The sequence below is a fragment of the Spirillospora sp. NPDC048824 genome (assembly GCF_043198455.1).
Classification (GTDB): Bacteria; Actinomycetota; Actinomycetes; order Streptosporangiales; family Streptosporangiaceae; genus Spirillospora.
Map to the genome: position 1 here is coordinate 1 of NZ_JBICUS010000026.1, position 14,990 is coordinate 14,990.

Below are 14,990 nucleotides of genomic sequence, written 5' to 3' on the forward strand. Positions count from 1 at the left end.
ACGCCGCCGGCCTGGCCACCGGCTTCTGGAACACCACCGACGAACTCCGCCAGAACTGGAACGAAGACCGCCGCTGGAACCCCACCTGGACCGACCAGCAACGCCGAACCGGCTACGCCGGCTGGAAGAAGGCCGTCGAACGCACCCTCGACTGGGTGGAGCTCGACTGACGCCCGGTCAACCGGGCCGCGGCGAGCCGTCGTCCTGCGCGACCCCTGGACGACGGCTCGCCGTAACCCGGCGGCGGGACACTCGACCAACCTCTCTCCGGGAGCAAGCAGTGACATCCGTAGCCCTTGGACCGCAGTACCGCCAGGACATCCTGCGCGATCTCGCCGAGACCGAGTTCGACGTCCTGGTCGTCGGCGGCGGCATCGTCGGCTCCGGCGCGGCCCTCGACGCGATCTCGCGGGGCCTGTCCGTCGCCCTCGTGGAGGCGCGGGACTGGGCGGCCGGGACGTCCAGCCGCTCCAGCAAGCTGATCCACGGCGGGCTCCGCTATCTCGAACAGCGCGACTTCGGGCTCGTCCGGGAGGCGCTGCGGGAGCGGACCCTTCTCCTGCACCGCCTCGCCCCGCATCTGGTGCGTCCCGTCCGTTTCCTCTACCCGCTGCGCAACCGGGTGTGGGAGCGGGCCTACGTGAGCGCGGGCGTCACCCTGTACGACACGATGGGCGGTGCCCGCGCGCTCCCCCGCCACCGGCAGCTGACACGGCGCGGCGCCCTGCGGGAGGCGCCGGCGCTCCGGCCGGACGCGCTGGTCGGCGCGATCCAGTACTACGACGCGCAGGTCGACGACGCCCGCTACACGATGATGGTCGCCCGGACCGCCGCGCAGTACGGCGCGAAGGTCGCCACCCGTGCCGAGATGACCGGGTTCCTGCGCGAAGGCGAGCGGGTGACCGGCGCCCACGTCCTGGATCTGGAGGGCGGGCGGGAGATCGCCGTGCGGGCCCGGCGCGTGGTGTGCGCGACCGGGGTGTGGACGGACGGCGCGCAGGCGATGACCGGGTCACGGGCCTCGTTCGCCGTGCAGGCGTCCAAGGGCGTCCATTTGATGGTGCCGCGCGACCGGATCCCGATGGGCACCGGCCTGATCACGCGCACGTCCAAGAGCGTGCTGTTCATCATCCCGTGGGGGCGGCACTGGCTCGTCGGCACCACCGACACCCCCCACGAGGACGGCCCGGATCATTGTGGGGGGACGACCCCCCACACCCCCCGGAACTGCCTGAAGGAGCCCGTCGCCGCCCACACCGACATCGGCTACCTGCTCGACCAGGCGAACGCCGTGCTGCGCACTCCGCTGACGCACGACGACATCGAGGGCGTGTACGCGGGCCTGCGGCCGCTGCTGTCCGGGGACATGGACGACACGACCCGGCTGTCGCGCGAGCACGCCGTCGCCGAACCGGTTCCGGGCATGGTCGTGGTCACCGGCGGCAAGTTCACCACCTACCGGGTGATGGCGCGGGACGCGGTCGACGTGGTCGCCGAGGGCCTGGACGACGCCGTCCCCCCGTCGGTCACCGGCCGGCTGCCGATCCTCGGCGCGGTCGGGTTCGAGGTGCTGTGGAACGAGCGGCGCCGCCTCGCCGCCGGGTCCGGCCTGCACGTCGCGCGGATCGAGCACCTGCTGCACCGGTACGGGTCGTGCGCCCGCGAGGTCCTGGACCTGGTCGCGGACGACCCGATGCTGGGACTGCCCGTCCCCGGCGCCGAGGACTACCTGTGCGCCGAGGCGGTCTACGCGGTGACGCACGAGGGCGCGCTGCACCTGGAGGACGTCCTGGCCCGGCGCCTGCGCATATCGATCGAGGAGTGGGACGGCGGCGTCGCGGCGGCGTCCCATGTCGCCGAACTCCTCGCGCCCCGGCTCGGCTGGGGCCGCGAGGAGATCGCCGACGAGATCAAACGGTACGTGCTGCAGATCGCGGCGGAACGCCGCGGCGGGCCCGCCGTCCCGGAAACACCCGTCCCCGCCGCCTGACGCGGCGGTCATCGTGGGATTCGAGCCGGCTCAAGCCGGGATGACGGGACAGTGCGTGCCCTTGTAGACGGTGGGGACGCAGCGGTTGCAGTGGATGCACAGGGACGGGGTGGACGGGTCGGCGGCGATGCGGTTCACCAGGTCGGGTTCGCGGAGCAGGGCCCGGGCCATGGCGACGAACTGGAAGCCCTCCCCCATGGCCGTGTCCATGGTCGCGCGGTCGGTGATGCCGCCCAGCAGGATCAGCGGCAGGTCGAGTTCGGCGCGGAACCTGCGTGCGTGTTCGAGCAGGTAGGCGTCCTGGTAGGGATAGGCCCGCAGGAACCTCTTGCCGAACATCCGGATGCCGACGCGCATCGCCGGCTTGTAGCTCGCGGCGAACTCCGGGATCGGCATCTCGCCGCGGAACAGGTACATCGGGTTGAGCAGTGAGCTGCCGGCGGTCAACTCCAGCGCGTCGACCGTGCCCTCCTCCTGGAGGCGGCGGGCGACGTACACGCTGTCGTCGATCTCCAGGCCGCCGCGGACGCCGTCGCGCATGTTGAGCTTGGCGGTGACGGCGATGCGGTCGCCGACCTCGTCGCGGACGGCGCGGGCGATACCGAGCGCGACCTTGGCGCGGTTCTCGATCGGCCCGCCGTAGGCGTCCTTGCGCCGGTTGAGGCGGGGGCTGAGGAACGAGCTGGCCAGATAGTTGTGCCCGAAGTGGATCTCGACGGCGTCGAACCCCGACTCGATCGCCAGGCGGGCGGCCTCGGCGTGCGCGCGGGTGATCCGCTCGATGTCCCCGGCGGTGGCCACCTTGGTGAAGCGCATGCCGAGCGGGTTGAAGAACCGCCCGGCCGAGACGGCGGGCAGCCTGTTGGAGCTCGCGTCGGCGACCGGCCCGGCGTGGCCGATCTGCGCGGACGCGGCGGCGCCCTCGGCGTGGACGGCGTCGGTGAGCCGCCGCAGGCCGGGGACGGCGTCGGGCCGCATCCAGATCTGCCGCCGCTCCGTGCGTCCCTCCGGGGCGACCGCGCAGTAGGCGACGGTCGTCATGCCCACTCCCCCGGCGGCGGGGCGGCGGTGGTACTCGATCAGGTCGTCGGTCACCAGCGCGTCGGGCGTCATCCCCTCGAACGTGGCGGCCTTGATCACGCGGTTGCGCAGGGTGAGCGGCCCCAGCCGGGCCGGTTCGAAGACGTCCATGGTCAGAGACGCTCGATGATGGTGACGTTGGCCTGGCCGCCGCCCTCGCACATGGTCTGGAGGCCGTAGCGGCCGCCGGTGCGCTCCAGCTCGTGCAGGAGGGTGGTCATCAGGCGGGCGCCGGTGGCGCCGAGCGGGTGGCCGAGGGCGATGGCGCCGCCGTTGGGGTTGGTCGTCGCCGGGTCGGCGCCGGTCTCCTTCAGCCAGGCGAGCACGACGGACGCGAACGCCTCGTTGATCTCGACGGCGTCGATGTCGCCGATCGTCATCCCGGTCTTCTTCAGCGCGTACGCGGTGGCGGGGATCGGCGCGGACAGCATCCGGATCGGGTCCTCGCCGCGGGCGGAGATGTGGTGGATCCGGGCGCGCGGGGTGAGGCCGTGGTCCTTGACGGCCTGCTCGGACGCGATGAGGAGCGCGGCGGCGCCGTCGGAGATCTGGGACGAGACGGCCGCGGTGAGGCGCCCGCCGTCCACGAGGGTCTTCAGGCCCGCCATCTTCTCCCTGGTGGTGTCGCGGCGCGGCCCCTCGTCGGTGGTGACGCCCTCGTAGGGGGCGATCTCGCGCTCGAAGCGTCCCCCGTCGATGGCGCGGATGGCGCGCTGGTGCGACTCGTAGGCGAACGCCTCCATCTCCTCGCGGGAGAGGTCCCAGTCGCGGGCGATCATCTCGGCGCCGTGGAACTGCGACACCTCGGTGTCGCCGTAGCGGCGCGTCCAGCCCTTGGATCCGGCGAACGGCCCCTCGGTGAAGCCGAGCGCCGCGGCGGCGGTCATCGCGGAACCGATCGGGATCTGCGACATGTTCTGCACGCCGCCCGCCACGACCAGGTCGGACGTCCCCGACAGGACGGCCTGCGCGGCGAAGTGCACGGCCTGCTGGGACGAGCCGCACTGCCGGTCGACGGTGACGCCGGGGACCTCCTCGGGCAGCCCGGCGGCGAGCCAGCAGGTGCGGGCGATGTCGCCGGCCTGCGGCCCGAGGGTGTCGACGCAGCCGAACACGACGTCCTCGACCGCGGCCGGGTCGGCCTTCGTGCGGTCCATCAGCGCCGTCAGCACGTGCGCACCGAGGTCGGCGGGGTGCGCGCCGGACAGGCCGCCGCCGCGCCGCCCGACAGGAGCGCGGACCGCGTCGACGATGTATGCCTCGGCCATGGGGTTCTCCTTAGCGGGGGTTAGCTCAGTGGGGCCTAGCTCGCCTGGATCCCTTCGAGGAACATGGCGAGGTACTGCTTGGCGATGTCGTCGGCGGACAGCCGCCCGCCGGGCTGGTACCAGTTGGCGGCGACCCAGACGGTGTCGCGGATGAACCGGTAGACGAGGCTCGGGTCGAGGTCGTCGCGGAACGCGCCCTCGGCGACGCCCCTCTCCAGCAGGGAGAGCCACATCTCCTCGAACCTGCGCCGCGACTCGTGCAGGTAGTGGAACCGCTCGCTGGTCGCGAGGTGCTTGGACTCGTTCTGGTAGAGGACGACGGCGGGCCGGTGCAGGTCGATCGACCGGAACGACTCGACGACGATCCCCTCCAGGGTGTCGCGCGCGCTGAGCCCGGCCCCCAGGACGCGGTCGTAGGAGGCCCACATCTCGTCCAGGAAGGTCGACAGGATCTCGTCGGCCATCGCCTCCTTGGAGTCGAAGTGGTAGTAGAGGCTGCCGCCGAGGATGCCTGCCGCGTCGGCCACCTTCCGGACGGTGGTGGCGGAGTACCCCTGGGAGGCGAACACCTCCGCCGCCGTGGCGAGCAGCTCGGCCCGCCGTCCCGCGCGGGCGGCGGCGGTGCCCTCGGCGTCGCGCCTTCGTGGACTCATCGTTCTCCTTATGCGTGCTGTGAGGAGACGGAGACGACCTCGCCCGTCATGTACGACGAGTAGTCGCTGGCCAGGAAGACGATGACGTTGGCCACCTCCCACGGTTCCGCGTAGCGGCCGAACGCCTCGCGGCGCGTCAGCTCGTCCAGCAGCTCCTCCGAGGTCACCTTCACCAGGTGCGGATGCATCGCGAGGGACGGCGAGACCGCGTTGACGCGGACGCCGAAGTCGGCGGCCTCCAGCGCGCTGCAGCGGGTGAGGGCCATGACGCCGGCCTTGGCGGCGGCGTAGTGGGACTGCCCCTTCTGCGCCCGCCAGCCGATCACCGACGCGTTGTTGACGATGACGCCCGAGCCCCGGTCGCGCATGATCCGCAGGGCGGCGCGGGTGCAGCGCATCGTGCCGTTGAGGGTGATGTCGAGGACGCGGCCCCACTGGTCGTCGGTCATGTCGACCAGGTCGGCCGTCCCGCCGAGGCCCGCGTTGTTGACGGCGACGTCGATGTGCCCGAAGCGCTCCACGGCCAGGTCGTACAGGGCCTGGACCTGCTCCTCCGAGGTCACGTCGCAGGCCAGTGAGGCGACCCGGCCGGCGCCGAACTCCTTCTCCAGCTCCTGCGCGGACGCGGTGAGGCGCCGCTCGTGGGCGTCGGAGATCAGCACGCGGGCGCCCTCCTCCAGGCAGCGGCGGGCGGTGGCGCCGCCGATCCCGGCCCCGGCCGCCGCGGTGATCACGACGGCGCGGTCCTTGAGGAGCCCGTGTCCGGGTACGTAGGGCGGGGTCATCCGCGTGTCTCCCTGCTTGCGGCCGGTTCCCGGGGGAGCCCGAGCACCCGTTCGGCGATGATGTTGCGCTGGATCTCGTTGGACCCGGCGTAGATCGTGTCGGAGCGGGAGAACAGGAACAGCCGCTGCCAGTCGTTCAGATCGTACGGCTGTGTTTCCTCCGTCCCCCCGCCGGAGGCCCGCCCCCGCCTCCCGTCGGCGACCATCCCGGCGGCGCCGAGGACGTCCATGGCCAGCTCGCCGAGTTCGCGGTGCCAGGTGCCCCAGACGAGCTTGGAGATGGACGACTCCGGCCCGGGCGCCCCGGCGGCGACGCCCGCCATGGTCCGCACGGCGTTCAGCCGCATGATCTCCAGGCCCATGTACGACCTGGTCAGACGGTCGCGCAGCAGCGGGTCGCCGATGGCGCCGGTGCGGCGGGCCAGCTCGGCGACGCCCTCGAACTCGCGGCGGAACCCGACCTGCTGGCCGAGCGTCGCGACGCCCCGCTCGAACCCGAGCGTGGCCATCGCGATCTTCCAGCCCTCGCCCGGCGCGCCCACGATGTTGCCCGCCTCGGTGCGGGCGGCGTCGAAGAAGACCTCGTTGAACTCGGAGGTCCCGGTCAGCTGGACGATCGGGCGGATGTCCACGCCGTCCTGCTTCATCGGGACGAGCAGGTACGACAGGCCGCGGTGGCGGGACGATCCCGGCTCGGTCCGGCAGACGAGGAAGCACCAGTCCGATTCGAGGGCCAGGGACGTCCAGACCTTCTGGCCGTTGATCAGCCAGTGGTCGCCGGCCGGTTCGGCGCGGGTCTGCACGTTGGCGAGGTCGGAGCCGGCGTTGGGCTCGGAGTACCCCTGGCACCACAGTTCCTCGACGGCCACGATCGGCGGGAGGAAGCGGGCGCGCTGCTCGTCGGTGCCGAACGCGATGATCGTGGGGCCGAGGAGGTTCTCGCCGATGTGGTTGACCCGGGCGGGCCCGTCGGCCAGCGCGTACTCCTCGTGGAAGATCACCTGCTGCTCGACGGTCGCGCCGCGTCCGCCGTACTCCTCGGGCCAGCCGACGCACGTCCAGCCGGCGGCGGCCATGTGCCGCTCCCAGGCCAGCCGCTCCTCGAACGCCTCGTGCTCGCGTCCGGGCCCGCCGAGCCCGCGGGCGTGCGCGAAACCGCCGGACAGGTTGGCCTCGAGCCAGTCGCGGACCTCGGCGCGGAACGCCCGGTCCGCCGGGGACTCGTTCTCGTTCACGCCGCGAACTCTACCAAACAGTTGTTAGAAAGAATCACCCGCGGGGTGCGGGCTCCGCCGCCCGCTCCGCCGCGGGCCCCTCCGCCGGCCCTGGGATCCGCGCCGTCGTCGGCCCGGTCCCGCCATCCGCGGTGGCCTCCGAGGTCGCCTCCGCGGACTTCTTCGGGCTGTCGATGTCCCTCGCCGGTTCCCCGGCGGCGTGCGGCACGGGGCGGTGAAGGAGATCGAAGAGCCTGTCCCAGCGGGCGAGCACCTCGTCCGGCCGGAACCGCAGCACCGACGCCCGGGCCTCGGCGCCCACGGCGCGGCGCAGCTCCGGGTCCCCCATCAGGCGCTCCAGCTCCCGGGCGAACGCGGCGATGTCGCCCGGCTCGACGAGCACGCCGCCGCGGCCGTCCCCGATCAGGGCACGGACGCCCGGCGCGCAGTCGAACGCGACCGTGGGCAGCCCGTACGCCATCGCCTCCAGCACCGACATCGGGAAGCCCTCGGCCCGCGACGGCAGCGCGAAGACCGACGCCTCGACGAGCGCCTCCTCGACATCGGCGACCACGCCGCGGAACTCCACCGAGCCGGACAGCCCCGCGGCGTCCACCCGTTCGCGCAGTCCGCCCTCGTCCGGCCCGCCTCCGTAGACGTGCAGCCGCCAGCCGGGACGGCGCGCGGCGACCCGCTCCCACGCCTCCAGCATCATGTCCACGCCCTTTTCGTACGATAGGCGGCCGACGCAGGCGACGACGGGGAGTTCGAGCGTGGGATGGACGCCCGGGGTGACGTGCAGCGCGTTCGGGATGTAGTCCACGTTGGTCATCCCGTCCCTGGCCCAGGCGTCGGCGTCCTCCTCGGTGAGCACCAGCATCCGGTCCACGTCCGCGTAGCACTCCTTGACCCGCCGGTACCGCGAGGACGCACGGGTGGCCGCGAACGACTCGTGGCTCATGCCCACCACGCGCAGCCCGGACGTGTCCGCCAGCCTCACCCACTCCATCGCCCACACCTGCCCCACGATGACGACCGAGCCCGGCCTGGCCGCGGCGAAGAGCTCCGACAGGCGGGCGGCGCCGCGCCGCTGGGCCCTCGTCCGCCTCAGGTCCCGCCCGCGTGCCCGCACGTCCATCCGCTGGCGGAGCCTCTTCGGGCGCCACGCCATCGCGGGCGGACGCCAGTCCTCGTGCAGGACCTCGACGGCGTAGGAGCCGTCGCGGCCGTGGTGGTACGACTCCGGCCCGCGGGTGATCCCGACGAGCGTGACGCGGTCGCCGCGTCCCGCCATCAGCCGCGCCATGTGGTGCGCCCAGCGTTGCAGGCCGCCCATGCCGTCGGTGTTGTTGCACACGATGAAGACGTCACGCGGTGCGGCCATTCCTGTTCCCCTCTTGGCGTTGCGGTCGTGCGGGCGGGAAGTAGCGGTCCGCCACCGTCCGGGCGGCGGTGCCTCGGTCGTATTCGCCGAAACGCGCGGCGAACGCGCGGCGCCGGGGGGCGTGCAGGGGTTCCGCCTCGTCCAGGCCCGCGAGCGCGGCGACGAGTTCTTCCCCGGTGCGGGTGACCGGACCGGGTGCGTGGCGCTCCAGGTCGAAGTAGCCGGTGGTGAGGTCCTTGCCGTCCGGGAGGTGCAGGACGATCGGCCGGTCGAGCAGCGCGAAGTCGAACATGATCGAGGAGTGATCGGTGATCAGCGCGTCCGCGAGCAGCAGCAGCAGGGTGACGTCGGGCGCGGCGCCGGCGTCCCGCATGACCGTGCGGGCGCCGGGCGGGAGGTCGGCCCGGCACAGGTAGTGCGGCCGGACGAGCAGCACGAAGTCCTTCCCCAGCTCCCGCGCGAACACCTCCGGGTCGATCGGCGGCTCCAGCACGCCGGCCGGACGCCCGTCCGGGCCGGTGGCGAAGGTGGGCGCGTAAAGGACGGCCCGGCGCCCGTCGTGCAGCCCGAGCGCGTCCCGCAGGGCGGCGACCTCGGCGGCCAGCTCGGGATCGCCGTCCACGCCGTTGACCAAGGGGTCGTTGCGGGGATAGCCGGCCGGGAGCAGCTCGGAGCGGACGCCGAGACCCCCGCACAGGGTCTCCACGTCATGCCCGGACCGGACGAGGAAGCAGTCGAAACGCTCCACCATCCGCCGCAGCCGGGCCTGCTCGGCCGCCGGGCCGCTCTTGAGCCGCGGCTGGTCGAGACCCATCAGCTTGAACGCCGACCCGTGCCAGGTCTGGATGTAGGTGGTCTCGCGCCGCTTGCGAAGACCGTCCGGATAGCCCTGGTTGTCCACCCAGAACTCGGCGCGCGCGAGCGCCAGGAAATAGGCCCACGAGCCGCGCCGGACCAGCCCGGCGTCGTCGGGGAACCCCTTCGGGGACGAGGCGTACGACCACACCGCCCGCACCGGCCGGCCCGACCTCCGCAGCTCCCGGTGGATGTACTTCGGGTTGTCCGAGTACTGCTTGCCCATGTGGCTTTCGAAGACCACCAGCCCCGTCCGGACCGGCAGCCGGGTCAGCACCCGGTTGAACACGGCGATCTTGGTCCGTTGCGAGGTCAGCGTCCGGCGGACACGCCGGGCCAGGCCCCCCGCACGCCGCCGGCCCGCACGCCCGGCCGGGGTCGCGGCGGCGCGGCGCACGACCCCGCCGGCGAGCCGCGCCCAAGGGCTGCCCGCCTCCAGGACGAACGCCAGCTGCCCGCGCGCGGTGACGCGCGAACGGAGCCGGTCGGCGGCGAGCCGCGTCAGCCGCGGCCGGACGGGCAGGACGACGCCGTCCAGCGGAGGCGACCCCCGGCCCGCGCCGGGCCGGGTGACCACGTCCTCGCCGTCCACCCGCAGGCGCAGCCGCACGTCCCACACCGGGTCGATGAACCCGATCGGCCGGATCCGGGCCGCCGGGTCGAACTCGGCCCACCAGGCGAGCCGGTCGCCCTCGTGTCGCACGGAGGCCCGGACCCGCGCCTTGCGGGCCGGGCGGCGCCGGTCGCCGAACTCCAGCGTGCCGGACAGTTCGGCGTCCGCGGGGATCCGGTTCAGCGGGTTGAGCACGTCCCCGGCCATACGGACGCGGCCGGCGCGCGTCTCCAGCCGCGTCACCGTGTTGCCCGGGCACAGCTCCTTCAGCGGCCGCTGATGGAAGCCGAGGCCGGTGACGTCCAGGATGCGGCGGCCGAGGGTCCTGTCCGGGCGGCCGGCGGCCCAGAAGACCCGCCCGTCCCGCTCGACGAGCCGCGCGCGCAGCTCCGGCCGGCTGCCGGGGACGTACTCGGCGGCGGCGAGCGCCCCCGCGTGGTCTCCCTCACGCGCCAGGTACGCGGCGATCGCGGGCAGCGGATTGGCCTCCTCGAACGCCCGGGGGTCCAGCTCGGCCACATAGCCGGCCGCCAGGTCCAGGAACCGCGCCTGGTGGTCCGGGTCACGACCGCGCAGCTCCCGCATGTAGAGCAGCAGGTCGTGGTTGATGAACTTGACGTCCTTGGCACGCCGCAGGTCGTGGGCGCCGCGCAGCGCGAACAGCATGTCGATGCGCCGGTGGATCTCCAGCCGGTCGGCGAAGTTGGCCAGCTCGGCGCGCCTGTTGGAGATGGACGGCGCCGCCGCCGGCTCCCGGACCAGCCAGTTGTAGACCCGGTGCGGGATCAGCGCGGTACGGCCGGCGGCCAGGTACGCCTCGGCGGTGAACAGCAGGTCCTCGTAGTACAGCTCCTCGACGAACCGCAGTCCCTGCTCGTCCAGGAAGCCCCGGCGGTACGCCTTGTTGGTCGACAGCGTGTCGTAGAGGAGATCGGGGTTCTCGCTCAGCGACCCGTACACCGCGCGTCGCTCGTAAAGCCAGGGGTACCAGGGGCGGACGCGTGCCTTCGCGTCCTGCGGCCGGTCCAGGAAGACCCGGTCGCACCGGCCGGACACGATGTCGGCGCCGGTGTCCTCGGCCGCGCCCAGCAGGTTGAGGCAGGCGTGCCGGTCCAGGAGGTCGTCGCTGTCGAGGAACATCACGTACCGGCCTGTGGAGGCCTCGATGCCGGCGTTGCGCGGGCGGCCGCACCCCCCGGAGTTCGACGGCAGGTGGACGGACCTGACCCGCCCCGGCTGCGCGGCGGCGAACCGGTCGGCGACCTCCGCGGTGCCGTCGGTGCTCGCGTCGTCGACGATGACCGTCTCGACCGACCCCAGCGACTGCCCCAGCGACGAGGCGGCCGCACGCGGCAGCCTCCGCGCGTCGTTGTAGGCGATCACCACTACACTCACATCCGGGCGCATGGGCTTCCCCCTCCACGGCTTGGAGTTCCGGGAGACGCCCCCCAGGCCTCCGGCAGTGGCGTCCGATCCGGCCTTCTGCTCAGGTGCTCCCTTCCATGCGCCGATCGGACGCGTGCAGGGTTCCTTTCCAAGAACACCGCGCCAAGGTCCAAGGGCGATCAAAGCCTGTCAACGGTTGGTATTACCCGCCTTCGACGCAGACATGAGGGCAGATCACCCGGGAACGCCAGAAGGCGCCCGGCGGGGATGCCGGGCGCCTTCTGATCACGGAGGCGCGAGCGCGCCGATCGTGGATCGCGGGATGGATCAGGCCGCGTAGTCGGGGTAGCCGTACCCGACGACCGTGGACTTGTCGCGGACCTTCTTCTGCACCGCGTTCTCGGTGTTGCCCTCGATGGTGCTGACGGTGCCGTCGCCGTTGTCCTTGACGACGATGCCGACGTGGTCGATGGCACCGATGCTGGAGCTCTTGTCCCAGTCGAAGAACACGACCGAGCCGGGCTTGGCCTTCTTGCCCCAGCGGCCGGTGTCCTCGAACCAGGAGGCGTGCTGGACGGTGTAGGCGTCCCAGCCCATGTTCTTGACGCCGGTCTGGGCTCCGAGCCACGAGACGAACATGTTGCACCACTGCGCGCCGTTGTAGGCGTCGACGGAGAAGCCGCCGTCGCGCTGGGCGGTGGCCTTGGCGTGCGGGGTCGACACGTACCAGTCGTGGAACTTGGTCTGGCCGCCCTGGCCTTCGCTGATGCCGACCTGCTCCTCGGCCAGCTCGAGCACCTCGGAGGCCTTGACCGCGCGCGGCGGCACCTTGTAGCCCGCCTCGAGGTAGTCGGCGGCGGAGCGCTCAGCGGACTCGCTCGACGAGACCGTGCCCTTCTCGGCGGCCGCCTGGGCCGGAGTCTCGGCGACGGCGTCGCCGGTGAGGGGGTTGAACATCGCGAGCCCGACGGCTCCCGCGAGCACCGCGCTGACGGCGACGCTGACGGCCTTGTCCTCGGCCGTGAAGCTGTTCAGGGTGGCGGTGATGTTGTTCAGGGAAAGTCGATCGAAGCGACCGGTCATGCGGGGAATCTCCTTGTCTCCCATGACGCCTACCGGGTTAGCTGACGGATTCGGGCATGGAAGTAGCCCTACGGCGCGACTCTGCGGCGCGCCGATTCACCCCTGGAACCTGGGTCCCCGGCTCCGTTCCGGTCGAGTGGACCGGGACGGACTCGGCCTCGCACAGCGGGATGCGGTGCTGGATTTTCGGATTGATCTCAGCGATTGGATCTCGATGAGGTGGCGCGCATCTGTGGCGCGCATCGCGTGCGGGTTCCGCTCCGCGATCCTCGGCCGCGCATGGGGCGGCCGGTGGCAACGCATGGGACGCGCTGCGGGATTCGGATAGAAGGTATCAACCTTCTCAAGGAAAGCAAATCACCGACAAAACTCCGTCTTGCCTGCTCAAAGGCCTTCCAAGACACCACCAACAGCGTCAGCGCCGGATGTCTTCCCGATCACTCGGCGACCGGCCCTCAGGCCCTTTCCCCACGGGGCTCCGGCCCACCGGGCACAAGGTAAAGAACCCGCGTACGGCGACGGCCGGCACACGGCGTTCCGCCCTGTGCCGGCCGTCTGCCCCCCGCTCAGGTGAGTTCTAAGTCACACGGTGAGCTCTTCGCAGGTCAAACATGGTTCTCGTCACTCCACGCGCAACGCGAAGAGCGTGGTGTCGTCCGCCGCCCGGTCATGCTCCATCCGCGCCAGGACCTCGTCCAGCACCAGCCCCGGCCGCGTCGAGGTGTCCCGCAGAATGGCGGTGAGGCGGGCGATCCGCTCGTCCAGATCCGCGTCCCTGCGCTCCACGAGGCCGTCGGTGTAGAGGAAGAGCATGTCGCCGCGCTCGAGGCGGGTGGTCATCGTCGTGTACTCCCAGCCTGGCATCGCGCCGAGCATCGGGTCACGGACGACCTCCAGCGGCGCCGCCCACCCGTCCCGGATCAGGATCGGCGGCGGATGTCCCGCGCACGTCCACTCCACGACGCGGCGCGCCGGGTCGAAATGGCCGACGACGGCCGTCCCCGTCGCCGGCGGATCCATGGTGCCGACCAGCTCGTTCAGCCACCCCACCAGCCGTCCCGCCGGCTCCCCCGTGCACGCGAGGCCCAGCAGCCCGTTGCGGCTGCGCGCCATCGCCGCTGCCGCGGGCAGCCCGTGCCCGGCCGCGTCTCCGATGGCGTACAACGCCCGCCCGTCCGGCAGCACGCGGGTCGCGTACCAGTCCCCGCCGATGCGGGCGGTGCTCTCCGCAGCCAGGCTCCGGATCGAGGTGACCAGGCCGGGCAGCCGCTCCGCCTCGTCGTCGTCCGGCAGGATCGCGCGGCGCAGCGTCACCGCCACCCGCCGCTCCTGCGCCATCCGCTCCTGCTGCTTCAGCATCTGCCGCCGGGTCTCGGCCAGCGCCCGCTCCACCCCGCGCCGCCGCGTGATGTCCTGCGAGACGATGTTGATCGAGACCGGCAGACCCGACTCGTCCAGCACCGGCTCGGCGAAGATCCACAGATGCCGCGGCGCCCCGTCCTGGCCGATCACGCGGTGCTCGGCCTCCACCGGCTCCCGCCGCGAGAACATCGTCTGCACGGCCTCCTCGACCAGGGGGAGATCGTCCTCCGCCACGACCTTCGGAAGATCGTGCGGCATCGGCGGCACCTCGTCGGGGCGGAGCCCGTAGTTGGCGAGCATCTGCGGCGTCCACTCCGCCTCCCCGGTCGCCAGATCCCACTCGCCGAACCCCATGAGCGCGAGCCGCTCGACCCGCTCCAGCCGCCGCACCGTCCGATCCTCGGCGGCGTGGTACCGCCACGTCGAGCAGACGCCCGTCGGCACCGGGACACACCGCACGCTCACCCGGGACGAGCGGGTCAGGCCGCCCTGAGCGGTGGAGTACAGGAACGAGGAACGTTCCAAACTATTGCCGGACTCCAGAACCTCCACGTAGTCGTCGAAGAGCCCGCTCATCACCGCACCCGGCTCCATCTGCAGCAGCCGCCGGCCCATCAACTCCTCCCGGCCGCGCCCGAACATGTCCCGCGCGACACCGTTGAGATCCGCGAACAGGAAGTCCACCACGTTCCCGTCCGCCCCCCTGACCGGGATCAAATGGGCCGACGGGTCGAGCGCCGCGTCCAGCACCGCCCGCGCCACCGGATCGTCCGGCACCGCGCCGAGGATCTGCGCGTCTCCCGCGGTGTCCTCGGCCGTCACCCGTCGCAGGACGTCGTCCGCCTCCGACACCACCGCCTGACGCTCCACCGCGCCGCCCTCGGCGCGGGGCGCGCGGCGCCCGGCGATCACGGCCCCCACCGGCCCGGCACCGCCGTCCTTCACCAGCAGGGACGCCGCCTCGGACAGCTCCATGTCCAGGTCCCGGGCCAGCCAGATCAGATGCTGCAGGGCCTCCCCCGTCGGAACACCGAGCCGCCGGGCCAGCACGACCCGCGCCTCGGACAGCACCGCGCGGTCGTGCGCGGCGCCCCGCAGATCGTCCACGTCCGCAACGTGTACCCCGGACTGCCCGAAGGCGCCCTCTGCTTCCGCCAACCCTGACCCCCGTTCGGCGTCACATGCCCTGGGAGAAAAAAGCTACATACGTCAGCGAAGGACTATTCGCCCAGAACCGACTAAACAGTCCACATCTTTGCCTGGGTTTTCCGTTGACCCAGGTCCCGCACGACTTCCGGTGACCCTTCACGGAGGCAA

At 72.1% G+C, this 14,990-nt stretch carries 10 protein-coding genes and 1 riboswitch; of the genes, 1 reads left to right on the top strand and 9 read right to left on the bottom strand.

Annotated elements, in window-relative coordinates:
- The first annotated feature begins 280 nt into the window (after nucleotides 1-280).
- On the top strand, nucleotides 281-1,990 hold the full coding sequence (locus ACGFIS_RS33860; protein WP_392912758.1) for a glycerol-3-phosphate dehydrogenase/oxidase: 1,710 nt from the start codon (nucleotides 281-283) through the stop codon (nucleotides 1,988-1,990).
- Nucleotides 1,991-2,020: 30 nt separating this feature from the next.
- Here the strand turns inward: ACGFIS_RS33860 and ACGFIS_RS33865 are convergent, their stop codons facing one another.
- From ACGFIS_RS33865 to ACGFIS_RS33905, 9 genes are all read right to left on the bottom strand, one after another.
- The gene (locus ACGFIS_RS33865; protein WP_392912759.1) at nucleotides 2,021-3,181 is read right to left on the bottom strand and encodes an NADH:flavin oxidoreductase; all 1,161 of its coding nucleotides are present in this window, start codon (nucleotides 3,179-3,181) and stop codon (nucleotides 2,021-2,023) included.
- A gap of 2 nt (nucleotides 3,182-3,183) precedes the next feature.
- Nucleotides 3,184-4,338, bottom strand: coding sequence for an acetyl-CoA C-acetyltransferase (locus ACGFIS_RS33870; protein ID WP_392912760.1), 1,155 nt, complete (start codon nucleotides 4,336-4,338; stop codon nucleotides 3,184-3,186).
- Between the two features lie 35 nt (nucleotides 4,339-4,373).
- On the bottom strand, nucleotides 4,374-4,991 hold the full coding sequence (locus ACGFIS_RS33875; protein WP_392912761.1) for a TetR/AcrR family transcriptional regulator: 618 nt from the start codon (nucleotides 4,989-4,991) through the stop codon (nucleotides 4,374-4,376).
- A gap of 8 nt (nucleotides 4,992-4,999) precedes the next feature.
- Entirely contained in the window at nucleotides 5,000-5,776 is a 777-nt protein-coding gene (locus tag ACGFIS_RS33880; RefSeq protein ID WP_392912762.1) for an SDR family oxidoreductase, read from the bottom strand.
- Nucleotides 5,773-7,011, bottom strand: coding sequence for an acyl-CoA dehydrogenase family protein (locus ACGFIS_RS33885; RefSeq protein WP_392912763.1), 1,239 nt, complete (start codon nucleotides 7,009-7,011; stop codon nucleotides 5,773-5,775). Before ACGFIS_RS33885 ends, ACGFIS_RS33880 begins: the two co-directional genes overlap by 4 nt.
- 34 nt (nucleotides 7,012-7,045) lie before the next feature.
- On the bottom strand, nucleotides 7,046-8,374 hold the full coding sequence (locus tag ACGFIS_RS33890) for a glycosyltransferase (RefSeq protein WP_392912764.1): 1,329 nt from the start codon (nucleotides 8,372-8,374) through the stop codon (nucleotides 7,046-7,048).
- Nucleotides 8,358-11,237 carry a CDP-glycerol glycerophosphotransferase family protein gene (locus ACGFIS_RS33895; protein ID WP_392912765.1) on the bottom strand — a complete coding sequence of 960 codons (2,880 nt, stop codon included), beginning with the start codon at nucleotides 11,235-11,237 and terminating at the stop codon, nucleotides 8,358-8,360. The genes ACGFIS_RS33890 and ACGFIS_RS33895 overlap by 17 nt, the downstream gene beginning before the upstream one ends.
- 318 nt (nucleotides 11,238-11,555) lie before the next feature.
- Nucleotides 11,556-12,311: a CHAP domain-containing protein gene (locus ACGFIS_RS33900; RefSeq protein ID WP_392912766.1), complete on the bottom strand. Its 756-nt coding sequence runs from the start codon at nucleotides 12,309-12,311 to the stop codon at nucleotides 11,556-11,558.
- A 10-nt stretch (nucleotides 12,312-12,321) separates the two neighbouring features.
- Nucleotides 12,322-12,479: riboswitch (cyclic di-AMP (ydaO/yuaA leader) on the bottom strand.
- A 453-nt stretch (nucleotides 12,480-12,932) separates the two neighbouring features.
- Nucleotides 12,933-14,780: a SpoIIE family protein phosphatase gene (locus tag ACGFIS_RS33905; protein ID WP_392912767.1), complete on the bottom strand. Its 1,848-nt coding sequence runs from the start codon at nucleotides 14,778-14,780 to the stop codon at nucleotides 12,933-12,935.
- Nucleotides 14,781-14,990 lie beyond the last annotated feature (210 nt).

Coding starts and splice junctions, on each gene's coding strand:
- ACGFIS_RS33870 (WP_392912760.1), bottom strand. CDS start 4,338: ATGGCCGAGGCATACATCGTCGACGCGGTCCGCGCTCCTGTCGGGCGG.
- ACGFIS_RS33890 (WP_392912764.1), bottom strand. CDS start 8,374: ATGGCCGCACCGCGTGACGTCTTCATCGTGTGCAACAACACCGACGGC.
- ACGFIS_RS33865 (WP_392912759.1), bottom strand. CDS start 3,181: ATGGACGTCTTCGAACCGGCCCGGCTGGGGCCGCTCACCCTGCGCAAC.
- ACGFIS_RS33900 (WP_392912766.1), bottom strand. CDS start 12,311: ATGACCGGTCGCTTCGATCGACTTTCCCTGAACAACATCACCGCCACC.
- ACGFIS_RS33880 (WP_392912762.1), bottom strand. CDS start 5,776: ATGACCCCGCCCTACGTACCCGGACACGGGCTCCTCAAGGACCGCGCC.
- ACGFIS_RS33875 (WP_392912761.1), bottom strand. CDS start 4,991: ATGAGTCCACGAAGGCGCGACGCCGAGGGCACCGCCGCCGCCCGCGCG.